The organism is Kitasatospora sp. NPDC001309 (genome assembly GCF_042896295.1).
In the GTDB taxonomy this organism is placed as follows: Bacteria; Actinomycetota; Actinomycetes; order Streptomycetales; family Streptomycetaceae; genus Kitasatospora.
In genome coordinates, this window is the sequence record NZ_JBIAXC010000024.1 from 19172 (window position 1) to 34802 (window position 15631).

A 15631-nucleotide genomic window follows, 5' to 3' on the forward strand; every position below is an offset into this window, starting at 1 on the left:
CGGCCGGCCCGCACGCTGTCGGTGCCCGCCGCTACAGTCGGCCACCGACGACCGGACGGACGAGCAGGCGCGGAGCGGCGGAAATGAAGGGTTTCACGGGGGACTTCGAGCACCACGCCGGGCACCGTCGAGCCCACCGGGCCGCCCTCGACCACCTCCTCGCCCTGGTCGCCGCCTCCCCCCTGGGGGAAACCCTGGTGCTGCGCGGAAGCATGGTGATGCCGGCCTGGGTGGGGGACGACGCACGGGAGCCCGCCGACCTCGACTGGATCGTCCCGCCGCCGCCGCTGATCCCCGTCGATCCCGGGCACCCGTACCCGTACGTAGCGGAACCGGCAACCGTCCAGCAGTGGCCGGAAGCCGCCGACGGTGCCGCCCGGTACGAGATCTGGGCCTTCGAGGAGTTCGACACACCCGGCCTGCGACCCGTGGTCGCACCCGAAGGACTGCACTGGATCGACGCGGCGGAGCCGGAGGCCGACCCACCCCACCGGGCCCTGCTCGACCTGGTACGCGAGCAGCCGACGGCCGCCCCGGGGCTGACCCTCGACCCGGCCGCCGCCCGGCTCGACGGCGACTGGACCTACTCGGAGTACGACACCCCGGGCATCCGCCTGGTCATCCCCTGGCGGGCCGACGGCCTCCCGCCCGGCGAGGTGCGACTGGACTTCGCCCGCGACGAGCAGTTGCCCGAGGCCCCCGTGTGGACGGCCGTCCCCCGGGGCGACGGCGCTGCGCCGACGCCCGTGCGGACCGCGAGCCGCGAGCTGTCGCTCGCCTGGAAGTTGTTGTGGCTGCACGCCGACTCCGCTGCGGAGGGCCGCGCCAAGCCCAAGGACCTCTACGACGCCGTCCTGCTCGCGGAGGCCGCCGGCTCCGGCCCCTCCCCCCAGCTGCTGCACCGGGTGTTCCGCCACGGACCCGGCACCTCGGCGAGCGCGACCACCCCGCACCTGGACACCCTCTCCCTCCCACCCGGGGCCTGGGACGACTTCCGGGCACAGCACCCCTGGGTCCGGGGCGCGGCCCAGGACTGGCTGACCCGCCTGCGCCGAGCCCTGACCGGGCCTTGACCGGGCACCGACCGCCCGGAGGGGCCGTAGCGTGCCGTCGCCCGGCCTGCCTCCCGGGCACGGGTGACCGGGGCGGCTTGACCAGGAACTGATGAGGCGCCATATTACTTTCATGACGCAGCACCCCGAGACCGGTCCCGCCGCCCCCAGCATCGAGCAGGCCCGTCGGCAGATCGCCCGCTACGGCCTGTCGGCCGATCCGCAGGCGATCCTGGTCGCGGCCCGGCTGATGGCGGCGGGGGCACGGATCGGGCAGGCCGGGGAGGTCCACTTCGGGCGGTTCGGCCTCTCGACCGGCCGGTACCGGCTGCTGGCGGACCTGGAGGACCACGGCGGCGAGAAGTCGCCGTCCCAGCTCGCGGCGACCCTCGGGGTCTCCCGGGCGACCGTGACCGGCCTGGTCGACGGGCTGGAGCGGGAGGGGCTGGTGGTCCGCCGGCCGTCGACCGAGGACGGCCGCGGCAACGTGGTGATCCTGACCGCGCGCGGCGCCGACCGGCTGCGCGAACTCGCTCCCGAGCACTTCGCCCGGATGCAGTCGCTGGTCGGCGGCCTCAGCGTCGAGGAGCGCGCGACCTTCCTGGACCTGCTGGCCCGGGTCGTCTCGGGCATCGACGCCCTCACCGAGGACTGACGCCCCGCACCACCCGAGCCCGAGGCGGGCCGCCGAGCGGCCCGCCTTCTCTTCACCGTAATAGTTAGGCACCTAAGTACAAATACTTAGGCACCTCACCACATTCATCGAGGAGCAACCGTGAGCAAGAAGGCCCCCGGGGCACCCCCGCCCTTCGTCCTGTGGCGGGAGGTGCTGACCTCCTACGCGATGCCCGCCGTCAGCGCCGCGATCGGTGGGGCCGTCACCCGGCAGCCCCAGCTGGTCGTCGCCGCCTTCACCACCATCGGCGGCACCTCCGCCCTGGTGGCCGCCGCGCTCGGCGCCGCGCTCCGCCGCCGTCCGGCCCGGCCCGCGCCACCCCGGACACCCCGGGCACTCGCGGCCGCCGCCTCCGGGCTGTTCGCCGCCGCACTCGGCCTCGCCGCCGGCCTGGCCGCCGCGCGCTGGCTCCCACACCTGCCGCACCTCCCGCACCTGCCGGCGCTCGCCGACAGCCCCTGGCCGCGGCGGCTTCCGGTCGACCTGCCGGTCTCCTCGGCGATCGCCGGGACCATCACCACCTGGCGCTGGCGCGGCAGCCGGCCCACCCGGGAACCGCAGCACCGACTCTCCGGCAACACGACCACCCCCCGACCCGAAAGGCAGACATCATGATCGTCATCATGGGCGCCGGAGGCGCCACCGGCGGTGCCACCCTGCGCAGCCTGGCCGCCCTGGGCGCACCGACCCGCGCCCTCAGCCGCGACCCCGCCCGGCTGGCCGCCACGCTGGACGACCACACCCTCGCCCGGACCACCACCCTCCCGGCCGACGCCGCCGACCCGGCCTCGCTGCGCCGGGCGTTCCAGGGCGCGCACCAGCTGTTCCTCACCATGGCCAACGGCCCGCGCCAGGTGCAGTACGAACTGGCCGCGATCGAGGCGGCCGTCGACTGCGGCGTGGAGCACATCGTCAAGGTGTCCGCCCCCGCCGCCGAACCGGACTCCCCGGTCGCCGTCTCCCGGGGCCACCACCTGGTCGAGGAGCACCTGCGGTCGCTGCGCGTCACCACGACCGTCCTGCGGCCGTACGCCTTCCTGCAGAAGCTGCTGCTGCTGGCACCCGGCGTGGCGGCCGGCGGGGTGCTGCACGGCGCGATGGGGCAGGCCCGGTGCAACTACGTGGACGTCCGGGACATCGGCGACGCCGCGGCGGAGGTCCTGACCCGCCCGGAGCTGGCCGGCGGCAGCTACCCGCTCACCGGCGGGCGCGCCTACAGCTACCCGGAACTCGCCGCACTGCTGGGCGAGCTGCTGGGCCGGCCGGTCCGCTACCTCGACCTGGCGCCCGGCGAGCTGCACGCCCACCTGGTCGGCCGGGCCGGGATGCCGGACTGGCTGGCCGCCCACGTGGTGGAGATCCAGCAGCTCGCGGTGGTCCGCAAGGAGGTGCCGGACGACACCTTCATCCGCCTGACCGGACGCTCCCCGCGCAGCCTGGCGGCCTTCCTCAGCGAGCACCTGCACCTCTTCCGCTGACCGTCCGACCCCCTGGCGGGCCGGATCCGGCCCGCCGGGCCCGGCCCGCCACCCGAACGGAGCAGCATTTCCTGTGGCATGGGTCACGATCGGAAAATCGACCTGACGATCCGTCAATTCGACTGACGAATCGTCACATCGACACGAACGGGCATCAGTTGTCAGCTGATGGAACGTCAGATTCGGCCGTTCAAGGCGAAGTTGACCCTTCTGCTGCCCACTGCCGGTTCGCCGCCCCGGGGCTACCATCGGTCGGGTTGTCCGTTCCGGCCCCGGAGCGGGGTCACCCGTCGAACAGGTGATCCCGCCGCCCCAGGGGCCGGACATCGGTAGGAACGGGGCGAGGACAGAGGAGCGCACGGGCTGCCATGACCGCTGAACCGAGCCACCCGAAGCAGAACGCCACGCCGCCGCGGCCCGCGCCGCAGCCCGCGCCAGGGCCCAGGACGGGGCCGGGGACGGAGCCGGGGACGGACTCCGCCCCGACCCCCGCCGCGCCGCCCAGGGCCCTGTTCCCCGGCCGCCCGGCCGCCGCCCCGCGCACCCTGGTCGACGTCCTGGACGCCACCGTGCGCGCCCACCCCGACGAGCCGGCCCTCGACGACGGGCGCACCGTGCTCAGCTACCGGGCCCTGGCCGCCGAGGTGGAGCAGCTGCGCCGCCGCCTGGCCGCCGCCGGGATCGGCCCGGGCGACCGGGTCGGCGTCCGGGTGCCCTCCGGCACCAACGACCTGTACGTCTCGATCCTCGCCGTGCTCGCGGCCGGCGCCGCCTACGTCCCGGTGGACGCCGAGGACCCGGACGAGCGCGCCCAGCTGGTCTTCGGCGAGGCCGCCGTCGCCGCCGTGCTCGGCGCCGAGCGCGCCCTGACCGGCACCGCCGAGCGCGCCCTGAGCAGCAGCGCGGAGCGCCCGCCCGCCCCGGGGCGCCGCCCCTCCCCCGCCGACGACGCCTGGATCATCTTCACCTCCGGCTCGACCGGCAGGCCCAAGGGCGTCGCGGTCACCCACCGCAACGCCGCCGCCTTCGTCGACGCCGAGGCCGCGCTCTTCCTCCAGGAGGAGCCGATCGGCCCCGGCGACCGGGTGATGGCCGGCCTGTCGGTCGCCTTCGACGCCTCCTGCGAGGAGATGTGGCTGGCCTGGCGGCACGGCGCCTGCCTGGTGCCCGTCCCGCGCTCCCAGGTGCGCAGCGGCGCCGACCTGGGCCCGTGGCTGGCCGAGCAGGAGATCACCGTGGTCTCCACCGTCCCGACCCTGGCGGCGCTGTGGCCCGCGGAGGCGCTCAACGAGGTCCGGCTGCTGATCTTCGGCGGCGAGGCCTGCCCGCCCGAGCTGGTGCAGCGCCTGGTCACCGAGGGCCGCGAGGTGTGGAACACCTACGGCCCGACCGAGGCCACCGTGGTCGCCTGCGCCGCCCTGCTGACCGGTGACGGCCCGGTCCGGATCGGCCTGCCGCTGGACGGCTGGGACCTCGCCGTGGTCGACGAGGCCGGGGAGCCGGTCGCGCCCGGCGGCACCGGGCAGCTGGTGATCGGCGGGGTCGGCCTGGCCCGCTACCTCGACCCGGAGAAGGACGCCGAGAAGTACGCCCCGCTGCCCTCGCTGGGCTGGGAACGCGCCTACCGCAGCGGCGACCTGGTCCAGGCCGACCCGGCCGGCCTGCTGTTCCTCGGCCGCACCGACGAGCAGATCAAGCTCGGCGGGCGCCGGATCGAGCTCGGCGAGGTGGACGCCGCGCTGCAGGCACTGCCCGGCGTGGCCGGCGCGGCCGCGGCCGTACGGACCGCGCGCGGCGGCAACCAGCTGCTGGTCGGCTACCTGGTGGTCCAGGACGGCTTCGACCGCGAGCAGGCCGTGGAGCGGCTGCGCGCCGAACTGCCCGCCGCCCTGGTGCCGCTGCTCGCCCCGGTGGAGACCCTGCCCACCCGCACCTCCGGCAAGGTCGACCGCAACGCCCTGCCCTGGCCGCTGCCCGAGCTGGAGGCCGCCGGGCCGGGCGAGCGGCTGTACGGCACCGAGGCCTGGCTGGCCGAGCAGTGGTCGGAGATCCTCGGCGTGCAGGTGGCCGGGGCCCGGGACGACTTCTTCGCCATCGGCGGCGGCAGCCTGGCCGCCGCCCGGCTGACCACCCTGCTGCGCACCCGCTACCCGAACGCCGCGGTGCTGGACATCTACCAGCACCCGACGCTGCGCAAGCTCGCCCGCCACCTGGAGCGCACGGCCACCGCCGACGGCGAGACCCGTACCGTCACCCTGGTGCCGACCAGGGCCAAGCTGCTCCAGCTGCTCCTGCTGGTCCCGCTGTTCACCGTGGTCGGCCTGCGCTGGACGGTCGCCCTGCTGGCCGCCGGGAACCTGCTCGCGCACGTCGGCGACTACCCGTGGGCGCCCACCGCCTCCTGGTGGGCGGTCGGTGCGGGCGCGCTGCTGCTGTACAGCTCGCCGGGCCGGCTGGCGATCGGGGCCGGCGGAGCCCGGCTGCTGCTGCGCGGGCTGCGTCCCGGCAGCTACCCGCGCGGCGGCGCCGTGCACCTGCGGCTGTGGGCGGCCGAGCGGCTCGTCGAGCTGAGCGGCGCGAGCGCGCTGTCCGGCGCCTGGCTGGTCCCCTACGCCCGGGTGCTGGGTGCCAAGGTCGCGAAGGAGGTGGACCTCCACTCGCTGCCGCCGGTGACCGGGATGCTCAAGCTGGGCCGGGGCTGCGCCGTCGAGGCCGAGGTCGACCTGTCCGGTCACTGGCTGGACGGCGACCGGCTGGAGGTCGGCCAGATCAAGGTCGGCGCCGACGCGGTGGTCGGCACCCGTTCGACGCTGCTGCCCGGTGCCCGGGTCGGCAAGCGCGCCCAGGTGCTGCCCGGTTCCAGCGTCACCGGCCAGGTGCCGACCGGCCAGCGCTGGGGCGGCGCGCCCGCCGTCAAGCTGGGCCGGGCCGAGTGGTCCTGGCCGGCGGGGACTCCCGTGCGCCGGCCCGTCTGGGCCGCGCTGTACGGCGCCGGCGACGCCCTGCTCGGCCTTCTGCCGGTCCTGCCCGCCGCGGCCGCCCTCGCCGTGCTCTCCCGGTTCGTCGAGCAGGGCGCGGGCCTCGGCCCGGCGCTCGGCGGCGCCCTGCTCGGCCTGCTGCCCGCCACCCTGGCGTACGGCGCGCTGTACGCGGCGCAGCTGGTGGTGCTGGTCCGGGTGCTGAGCACCGGCCTGGTGCCCGGGGTGCACCCGCTGCACGGCCGGGTCAGCTGGCAGGCGTGGACGGTCAGCCAGCTGATGGACCGGGCCCGCGAGGTGCTCTTCCCGCTGTACGCCGGACTGGTCACCCCGCTGTGGCTGCGGGCGCTGGGGATGCGGGTCGGCCGGGGTGCCGAGGTGTCCACGGTGCTGGCGCTGCCCAGCCTGACCACGGTCGGGGACGGCGCGTTCCTGGCCGACGACACCCTGATCGCCCCGTACGAGCTGGGCGGCGGCTGGATGCGCCTGGGCGAGGCGAAGGTCGGCGACCGGGCCTTCCTCGGCAACTCGGGGATGACCGCGCCGGGCCGCTCGGTGCCCAAGCGGGGCCTGGTGGGCGTGCTGTCGGCGACGCCGGCGAAGGCGAAGAAGGGCAGCTCCTACCTGGGCATGCCGCCGGTGCGGCTGCCGCGCGCGGCCGACCGGGCGGACCAGAGCCTGACCTACGAGCCGCCGGCCCGGCTGCGCTGGGCGCGCGGGCTGGTCGAGCTGGCCCGGCTGCTGCCGGTGCTCGCCTCGGGGGCGCTGGGCCTGCTGACCGTGGCGGCGCTGTCCTGGCTGGCGGACGGCTCCCCGCTGACGGCGGCGCTGCTGTCCGGCCTGCTGCTGCTGGCGGCGGGCGGGGTGGCCTGCCTGGTGGCGGTGGCCGCGAAGTGGCTGCTGGTCGGCCGGTTCCGGGCGGTGGAGCACCCGCTGTGGAGCGGCTTCGTGTGGCGCAACGAGCTCGCCGACACCTTCGTCGAGGTGCTGGCGGTGCCCTGGCTGGTCGGCGCGGTGCCGGGCACCCCGGTGCTGAACCTGTGGCTGCGCGCGCTCGGCGCCAAGGTCGGGCACGGCGTGTGGTGCGAGAGCTACTGGCTGCCGGAGGCGGACCTGGTCACCCTCGGCGACGGGGTCAGCGTGAACCGGGGCTGCGTGGTGCAGACCCACCTCTTCCACGACCGGATCATGCGGATGGATACTGTGGTCCTCCGCGAGGGCGCCACCCTGGGCCCGGGCGGGATCGTGCTGCCCGGCAGCACGGTGGGCGAGCGCAGCACGCTGGGCCCGGCCTCGCTGGTGATGCGGGCCGAGTCCGTCCCCGCGGACACGCGGTGGCTGGGCAACCCCATCGAGGCGTGGCAGACCACGTCGTGACCACCCCTCCCCCTGGTACGACCGCTGGTACCACCGCCGGTACGACCGCTGGTACGACCACCCCCACCCGTCCCGGCCCGCAGGAAGCGCCCGCCCCCGTGAAGCCCAAGCACGCCCCGCCGGCCGCCGCCGGTCCGGACCCGTACTTCCCCGCCAGCGGCGACCACCGCTACCGGGTGCACCGCTACGAACTCGCGCTGGACTACCGGCCCGGGCCCAACCGGCTGGCCGCCTCGGCCCGGCTGAGCGCGGTCGCGGACGCGGCCCTGGCCGAGTTCGCGCTCGACCTGGCCGAGTTCCGGATCGGCCGGGTGCTGGTGGACGGCAAGGCCGCCCGCTACACCCACCGCGGCGGCAAGCTGCGGATCCGCCCGGCGAAGGCGCTCACGGCGGGTGCGGCGTTCACCGTCGAGGTGCACTACACCGGCAACCCCCGCCCGGTGCGCAGCCCGTGGGGCGGCCTGGGCTGGGAGGAGCTGACCGAGGGTGCGCTGGTGGCCAGCCAGCCGGTCGGCGCGCCGTCCTGGTTCCCGTGCAACGACCGGCCCGCGGACAAGGCGACGTACCAGGTGGCGGTCACCACGCCGTCCCCGTTCACGGTGCTGAGCGGCGGACGGCTGCTCACCCGGACCACCCGGGCGTCCAGCACCACCTGGGTGTACGAGCAGAGCGCGCCGACCTCGCCGTACCTGGTGACGGTCTCGATCGGCCACTACCGGGCGGTGCCGCTGGCCGCCCGGCCGTCGGTGCCGCAGACCGGGTACGTGCCGGAACGGCTGGTCGGGGACTTCACCCGGGACTTCGCCCGGCAGCCCGCGATGATGGCCCACTTCGCCGAGGTCTTCGGGCCGTACCCGTTCGGCGAGTACGCGGTGGTGGTCGCGGACGAGGAACTGGACGTCCCGGTGGAGGCGCAGGGCGTGGCCACCTTCGGCACCAACCACCTCGGCGGCGGCTGGGAGCGGGAGCGCCTGATCGCCCACGAGCTGGCCCACCAGTGGTTCGGCAACAGCGTCACGATCGCCGACTGGCGGTACATCTGGCTGAACGAGGGCTTCGCCAAGTACGCGGAGTGGCTCTGGTCCGAGCACGCCGGGGGCCCGGCCGCGGCCGTGCACGCCGCCGCCGCGCACCGGCTGCTGGCCGGGCTGCCGCAGGACCTCCGGCTCGGCGACCCGGGCCGCCGGCTGATGTTCGACGACCGGCTGTACCAGCGCGGCGGCCTGGTGGTGCACGCGCTGCGGCGGGCGCTCGGCGAGGACGCGTTCTTCGCGATGCTGCGGGACTGGGCCGGCGTCAACCGGCACGGCGTGGTCACCACCGGCGACCTCCTCGCGCACGCCTCCCGGTACACCACGGCCCCGCTCGGCCCGCTGTTCGAGGCGTGGCTGGAGCGGCCGGAGCTGCCGCCGCTGCCGGGCTGAGCGGGTAGTCGGCCTGGCCGAGCGGGTAGGCCGGGCCGAGCAGGTAGGCCTGGCTGAGCGGGTAGGGCCGGACCGAGCGGATATTCAACAGGGTTCCCGGGCCGGCTGGGCTACTGTCCGGGCATGCCGAACAGTGATCATCTCCCCGACCTGCCCGACCCGCTGCTGCCCACCACCGCCCGCGCCCTGCTGCACCGCACCGCCGTCGCCCAGGCCGAGGGCCGCACGCCCTCGATGGTGGCGGGCGTGGTGCGGGACGGCCGACTGGTGTGGACCGGTGCCCGCAGCATGATCGAGGGGCACGCCCCGGACCTGGACGTCCAGTACCGGATCGGCTCGCTCACCAAGACCTTCGCCGCGGTACTGGTGCTGCGGCTGCGCGACGAGGGCCTACTCGACCTCGCCGACCCGCTCGGCCGCCACCTGCCCGGCACCCCGGCCGACGACCTCACCGTCGCCCAGTTGCTCGCCCACTCCGGCGGGCTCGCCGCCGAGACGCCCGGGCCGTGGTGGGAGCGGACCGACGGCGGCCTGCGGCCCGAACTCGGCGGCCTGCTGGAGGAGTCCGGCCCGCTCAAGCACCCGGCCGGGCGCCGCCACCACTACTCCAACCCCGGCTACGCGCTGCTCGGCGCCCTGGTCGAGCGGCTGCGCGGCGAGCCCTGGGGCGAGGTGCTGCGCCGCGAGGTGCTGAACCCGCTCGGCATGGACCGCACCACCCTGCTGCCCGAGCACCCGCACGCCGGGGGCTTCGCCGTCCACCCGTGGGCCGACGTCATGCTCCCCGAACCCCTCACCGACACCGGGCTGATGGCGCCCGCCGGTCAACTCTGGTCCACCGGTGCCGACCTGGCCCGCTGGGCCGCCTTCCTCGCGGCCGGCGACGACGAGGTGCTCAAGGCCGACACCCTCGCCGAGATGCGCCGCCCCGAGGTCGGCCCGGAGGACGCCGAGTGGACCTCCGCCTACGGCCTCGGCGTGCAACTGTCCCGCCACGAGGGCCGGGTGCTGTACGGGCACACCGGCTCGATGCCCGGCTTCACGGCCTGCCTGTGGATCAGCCCCGAGGACGGCCTGGCCGCCTTCGCGCTGTCCAACGCCACCGGTGCCGGCACCGGCCGGCTGACCGCCGAGCTGATCGGCATCACGGCCGCCCACGAACCCCGGCTGCCCGAGGCCTGGCGTCCGCTGCGCGAGGTCGACGAGGAGCTGCTGGCCCTCACCGGGCCCTGGTACTGGGGCGCCGCGCCCAACGCCCTGCGGCTGCGCGCCGGGGGCGTCCTGGAACTGACCCCGCTGACCGGCGCGGGCCGGGGCTCCCGCTTCCGGCCGCAGCCGGACGGCACCTGGCTGGGCCTCGACCGCTACTACGCGGGCGAGACCCTGCGGGTGGTCCGGCACCCCGACGGCACGGTCAGCCACCTGGACGTCGGCTCCTTCGTCTACACCCGCGAACCGTACGGGCCGGCCGACGCCGTCCCGGGCGGCGTCGACCCGGCGGGCTGGCGGGCCTTCTGACCCTCGGGGCGGCCCTGGGGCCGACCCCCGGCGCACCGGCTGGGAGCGCCGCCTGGGGGCGCGTACGCATCAGGTGCGCGCCCCCGTTGTCCACCCCGGACGAACGACCGCCCGGTGCCGGGCAGATGACCGACAGGCCAAGGCCCGCCCTGGGTGGTCCCATTCAACAGGTGCACATCTGCGCTCCTCCGGCCCGCAACGTGAATGCCAACCGGCTTGGAGACACATACGGGGACCGGTCCGCGCCCGATGCACGACCCCAGCGGGCCGGGACGGTGCCCTGGCGATCCACGGCACCGCCGATCGTGCTGCCCTGGAGGGTCCGCCATGACCACCGTCCCCACGTACGCTCCGTCCGCAGTCGCCCCCACCCACGACACCACGGCGGTCCCCGCGCCCCGCACCCGGCCGGCCCCGGCGCCGACCGCCTACACCGTCTCCCTCGCCCGCGACGAGGACGACGTGCGCGCCGCCCAGCGGCTGCGCCACCAGGTCTTCGCCGCCGAGCTCGGCGCCGTCCTGCACAGCCCCGTCGCCGGACTCGACGTCGACCCCTTCGACGAGTACTGCGACCACCTGCTGGTCCGCGAGGGCGAGGACGGGCCCGTCGTCGGCACCTACCGGCTGCTCCGCCCCGAAGCCGCCCGCCGGGCCGGACGGCTGTACTCCGACGGCGAGTTCGACCTCTCCGCGCTGGCCCCCGTCCGGCCCGGCCTGGTCGAGCTCGGCCGCTCCTGCATCAGCCCCGAGCACCGGGGCAACGGCGCCGTCATCAACCTGATGTGGGGCGGCATCGCCCGCTACCTCGCCGACACCGGCAACACCTGGGTCGGCGGCTGCTGCTCCATCGACCTGGCGGACGGCGGCGCCACCGCGGCCCGGGTCTGGGACACCGTCAGCGCCAAGTACCTGGCCCCGGCGGAGTACCGGGTCACCCCGCACCGCCGCTGGGACGCCACCGGCGTGCCGCGCGCCGAGCGCGGCGCCCTGCCCGCCCTGCTCCGCGGCTACCTGCGGCTCGGCGCCTGGGTCTGCGGCGAGCCCGCCCACGACCCGGACTTCGACTGCGCCGACCTGTACGTCCTGCTGTCGCTGGAGCGCACCGACCCGCGCTACCTGCGGCACTTCCTGTCCGGAACGACCGCCCCGGGCAGGTCGTCATGAGCGTCTGGCTGCCGACCGCGCCCTGCCGGCCGGAGACCTGCCTGGGCGAGCGCGCACCGGAGGTCTCGCACCCCCGGCGCGTGCTGCGGCTGACCGCATGTCTGGTGGCGGTGGCGGTCGGCGTGCTGCTCACCCTGCCGGTGCGGCTGCTGCCGTACGGCGCCCGGGACCGGCTGATCCGGCTCTGGGCGCGGGTGGTGCTGCGCTCCCTCGGGGTGACCGTGCACCTCGGCACGGCCCGGGCGCCCGGGGCAGCCGGGCGGAGCGGGACGGACGGGCGGACCGGAGCGGGCGGCTTCCTCCGGAGCGGCTCCGCCCGGAGCCGGGACGGCCGGGCGGTCGGCGCCGACGGGGCGCTGGTGGTCGCCAACCACGTCTCCTGGCTGGACATCCCGCTGCTCGCGGCCGGTCGACCGGGGCGGTCGCTGGCCAAGACCGAGGTCCGGCGGTGGCCGGTGCTCGGGCCCCTGGTCGCCTGGGGCGGCACCGTGTTCCTGGACCGCGACCGGCTGCGCACGCTCCCGGACACCGTGGCGGCGGTGACCGAGGTGCTGCGCTCCGGACACCCGGTGATCGTCTTCCCGGAGGGGTCGACCTGGTGCGGGCGGGAGAGCGGGCGCTTCCGGCCCGCACTGTTCCAGGCCGCGGTGGAGGCCGGCGCCTTCGTCCAGCCGGTGACGATCCGCTACCGGCTCGCGGACGGGCGGCCGACCAGCGCGCCCGCCTTCATCGGCGACGACGGGCTGCTCACCTCACTCGCCCGGGTGGTCGCGGTGCGCGGGCTGGTCGCCGAGGTCACCTTCCTGCCGCCGATCCCGCCGCCCGGACCGCAGCCCACCCGGGCGGGGGCCCGGCGGGAGCTGGCCCGGGCGGCCCAGGCCGCGGTGGAGGGGATCCGCTGAACCGGTGGGGCCCGGGCGCGTCAGAACTGTCCGGCAGCACCCGACCGAGGCACCGCTCGACCAGGGCGCTGCTCGGCCGGGGCCCGGCCGACCGGGGCTACCGGTTCGCCCCGGCCAGCTCCTCAGCCTGCGCTGCGCCGGGGTCGGCCTGGGCGATCGGGCGGGCCCGCCCCAGCAGCACCGCGACCAGCACGGCGGTGACGGCCAGTGCGGCCGATCCGCAGCGCAGTGCGAGGTGGATGCCGTCGACGAAGGCGCCGTCCACCGCCTGCTGGACCGGCGCGGGCAGCGCTCCGGCCGGGCCGCCACCGCCGTGCGCGGCACCGGTGGGCGCGTCCGCGATCGGCCCCACCGCCCCCGGCGGGACACCGAGCTGGTGCAGGGCCGAGGTCAGCTCGTCCGTCATCCGGTTGGTCAGGACGGCGCCGAGCACCGCGATCCCGAGCACTCCGCCGAGTTCACGCAGGGTGTTGACGGTCGCCGAGGCCATCCCGGTCCGGGCCGGAGCGACCCGCCGGAGCACCGCGATCGAGATCGGGGTGAAGGTCAGGCCCATCCCGAAGCCCAGCGTGAACAGCGTCCAGAGGTACTCGACGTAGTGGGCGTGGTCGCCGTACAGCGACAGCCCGCCGAGGCCGACCGCGCAGAGCGCGAGCCCGAGCACCATCGGCAGCCGGGGGCCGTACCGGGCCGCCAGCCGGCCGGACAGCGGGCCCGCCACCACCAGCATGGCGGTCATCGGCAGCCCGCCGTAGGCCGCGCCGGAGGGGGACCAGCCGAGCACGCCCTGCATCATCAGCGGCAGGAAGAACAGCGCCCCGAACATCCCGAAGCTGACCATGAAGCCGCTCAGCAGCGCTCCGTTCAGCGCACTGTCCCGGAACAGCCGAAGCTCCAGCATCGGCTCGGCCAGGCGCAGTTCGAGCAGCAGGAAGGCGACCAGCAGGGCGAGCGCGGCGGCACCGCAGCCGACCACGAGAGAGTCGCTCCAACCCCGTGACGGTCCCTCGATCAGGGCGTACACCAGCAGCCCGAGGCCCGCCGCGGAGAGCGCGAAGCCCCCGAAGTCGATCCGCCGGGCCCGTGGCGGGATGCCCGGGAGGACCTTGGCGGCGAGCACCACGCCGACCACGCCGATCGGCACGTTGATCCAGAACACGCTGGCCCAGCCGAGGTGTTCGACCATGGGGCCGCCGATCACCGGGCCGATCGACAGGCCCAGTGCGGACACCCCCGACCAGAGGCCGATGGCCCTGGTGCGCTCGCGCTCGTCGGTGAACACGTGGCCCAGCAGGGTGAGGCTGCCCGGGGTGAGCAGCGCGGCGCCCACGCCCTGGACCATCCGGCCGCCGACCAGCACCTCGATCGTCCCGGCGAGCGCGGCCAGCGCGGAGCCCGCCGTGAACAGGCCCAGCCCCAGCACGAACATCCGGGTGCGGCCGTAGCGGTCGCCCACGGCGCCGCCGGTCAGCACGAGGGCGGCGTAGACCAGGCTGTAGCCCTCGGCGACCCACTGGAGGCCGCTGATCCCGGCGTCCAGGTCCTGCCCGATGCGGGGCAGGGCGACGTTGACGACGACGTTGTCCAGCATGGCCATGAACATGGCCACGCAGAGCGTCAGTAGCGCGAGCCGCTTGCGGCGGGCGCTCGTTCCTTCCATGGGTTCCCTCCCACACCTGAGCCCCTAACACCGTTAGGGGCGAGTCCGGTGCCCACAGAGTGCCCCTAACGGTGTTAGATTGCAAACGGGATTCCGCAGCCGCACCCGGAGGTGTCCGCACAGCCGTGCCGGAGAACGACAGCGCCACACCGGCGCACCACGCCACGCCCCCCGCCCTGACCAGGGAAGCCCTCGCCCAGGCGGCGCTCCGCGTGCTGGAACGGGACGGCCTGGCCGGACTGTCCATGCGCAAGGTCGCCGCCGAGGTCGGCGTCAAGGCCGCCTCGCTGTACTGGCACGTCCGCAACAAGGACGAGCTGCTCGACCTGCTCAACGACGCGATCATCGCCTCGGCCGAGCCTCCGCCCCGCGAAGGCGGCTGGCGGGTCCAGATGCGCGGATACTGCTGGAACTACCGTCGGCTGCTGCACGAGAACCGCGACGCCGCCAAGGTCATGGCCGGACGCCTCGCACCGGGACCGCACATGCTCGGCCTGCTGGACGACCAGCTGGACCGCCTGCGCGAGGCCGGGTTCTACGACACCCACGCCGCCCTGACCACCTACCTGCTGAGCTCCTTCGTCCAGGGCTTCGTCCTCCAGGAGCAGTCGCCGCTGTCGGCCGCCGAGGCCCAGGGCGCCAGCCGGCTGGACGTCGTCACCGAGGTCCGGGAACGCTTCCGCGCACTGCCCGTCGAGGACTTCCCCAACCTGGTCGCACTCGCCACCGACCTCACCGAGCCGAACCTCGACGTCCGGTTCGAGTTCTGCGTCGAGCGCATCCTCGACGGACTGGCCGCCCTGCTGCCGCCGGACCACCGCTGACCTGCGGCGCCGCCACGAGGATCCGCTACGCTACCCACCAGGTAAAGGGTGGGCAAAGGAGCGGGCGGGGCATGACCGGGGAGCAGGCAGCACAGGAGCCGGGGGCGGAGCCGGGCGGGCACCAGCCCGGGGACCCGACCCCCGTCCCCGGCGGTCAGGTCGGGCTGGCCACCGGCCTCGCGACCGGCCTGGCCCGCGACTCGGCCGGCTGCCTCGGCGAGTTCGTCCTCGAAACCGTCGGCGGCGTGCTGCTCCTCGCACTCACCACGGGTTCCCTGGCGGGCGCGTTCTTCCTCGCCCAGACGCTCCACCGGACCAGCCCGGCCGCCGCCTACGCGCTCGCCGCGGCGGGCCTGTGCGGTCTCGTCCACGGCATCCGCCACCGGCGCCGGCCGAAGGAACAGCGCACCCGGCTCGGCCGGATCACCACCGGGATCGCGGGCGCGCTCGGCCTCTGGCTGATCCTCTGCGTCGGCTACGCCTCCTTCGACACCGCCTTCGGACTGAACATCGGACTCTGAACGCCGGACGCTGGATTCCGGACGCTGAACACCGGACGCCGGACACCGGGCCCCGAG

At 75.4% G+C, this 15631-nt stretch carries 12 protein-coding genes; 11 read left to right on the forward strand and 1 reads right to left on the reverse strand.

All coding sequences use genetic code 11. The annotated features are described in order from the left end of the window. Positions 1-83 precede the first annotated feature (83 nt). The 9 genes from ACFY2K_RS23265 (at position 84) to ACFY2K_RS23305 (ending at position 12569) form a co-directional block, all read left to right on the forward strand. Positions 84-1073, forward strand: a complete 990-nt coding sequence (locus ACFY2K_RS23265; RefSeq protein ID WP_387713657.1) for a nucleotidyl transferase AbiEii/AbiGii toxin family protein — start codon at positions 84-86, stop codon at positions 1071-1073. Positions 1074-1185: 112 nt separating this feature from the next. Further along, complete coding sequence (locus tag ACFY2K_RS23270) at positions 1186-1707, forward strand: MarR family winged helix-turn-helix transcriptional regulator (RefSeq protein WP_380527575.1); 522 nt, start codon at positions 1186-1188, stop codon at positions 1705-1707. Between the two features lie 120 nt (positions 1708-1827). Then, positions 1828-2343, forward strand: a complete 516-nt coding sequence (locus tag ACFY2K_RS23275) for a hypothetical protein (RefSeq protein WP_387713660.1) — start codon at positions 1828-1830, stop codon at positions 2341-2343. After that, on the forward strand, positions 2340-3206 hold the full coding sequence (locus ACFY2K_RS23280; protein WP_380525521.1) for an NmrA family NAD(P)-binding protein: 867 nt from the start codon (positions 2340-2342) through the stop codon (positions 3204-3206). Before ACFY2K_RS23275 ends, ACFY2K_RS23280 begins: the two co-directional genes overlap by 4 nt. A gap of 368 nt (positions 3207-3574) precedes the next feature. Next, positions 3575-7561 (forward strand): Pls/PosA family non-ribosomal peptide synthetase, encoded by a 3987-nt coding sequence (locus ACFY2K_RS23285; protein ID WP_380587640.1) that lies wholly within the window; start codon positions 3575-3577, stop codon positions 7559-7561. Between the two features lie 98 nt (positions 7562-7659). Beyond that, entirely contained in the window at positions 7660-8985 is a 1326-nt protein-coding gene (locus ACFY2K_RS23290) for a M1 family metallopeptidase (RefSeq protein ID WP_387713665.1), read from the forward strand. Between the two features lie 123 nt (positions 8986-9108). Further along, positions 9109-10503, forward strand: coding sequence for a serine hydrolase domain-containing protein (locus ACFY2K_RS23295; protein ID WP_387713668.1), 1395 nt, complete (start codon positions 9109-9111; stop codon positions 10501-10503). Between the two features lie 327 nt (positions 10504-10830). Next, positions 10831-11667, forward strand: coding sequence for a GNAT family N-acetyltransferase (locus tag ACFY2K_RS23300; protein WP_380525525.1), 837 nt, complete (start codon positions 10831-10833; stop codon positions 11665-11667). Continuing rightward, on the forward strand, positions 11664-12569 hold the full coding sequence (locus ACFY2K_RS23305; RefSeq protein ID WP_387713671.1) for a lysophospholipid acyltransferase family protein: 906 nt from the start codon (positions 11664-11666) through the stop codon (positions 12567-12569). The genes ACFY2K_RS23300 and ACFY2K_RS23305 overlap by 4 nt, the downstream gene beginning before the upstream one ends. Before the next feature lie 97 nt (positions 12570-12666). Here ACFY2K_RS23305 and ACFY2K_RS23310 read toward each other — a convergent pair whose 3' ends face one another. After that, positions 12667-14229: an MFS transporter gene (locus tag ACFY2K_RS23310; RefSeq protein WP_387713674.1), complete on the reverse strand. Its 1563-nt coding sequence runs from the start codon at positions 14227-14229 to the stop codon at positions 12667-12669. A gap of 125 nt (positions 14230-14354) precedes the next feature. Between ACFY2K_RS23310 and ACFY2K_RS23315 the strand changes: the two genes are divergently transcribed. Then, the gene (locus ACFY2K_RS23315) at positions 14355-15053 is read left to right on the forward strand and encodes a TetR/AcrR family transcriptional regulator (RefSeq protein ID WP_387713676.1); all 699 of its coding nucleotides are present in this window, start codon (positions 14355-14357) and stop codon (positions 15051-15053) included. Positions 15054-15124: 71 nt separating this feature from the next. Then, complete coding sequence (locus ACFY2K_RS23320; protein ID WP_380639712.1) at positions 15125-15574, forward strand: hypothetical protein; 450 nt, start codon at positions 15125-15127, stop codon at positions 15572-15574. The last annotated feature ends 57 nt before the right edge of the window (positions 15575-15631 follow it).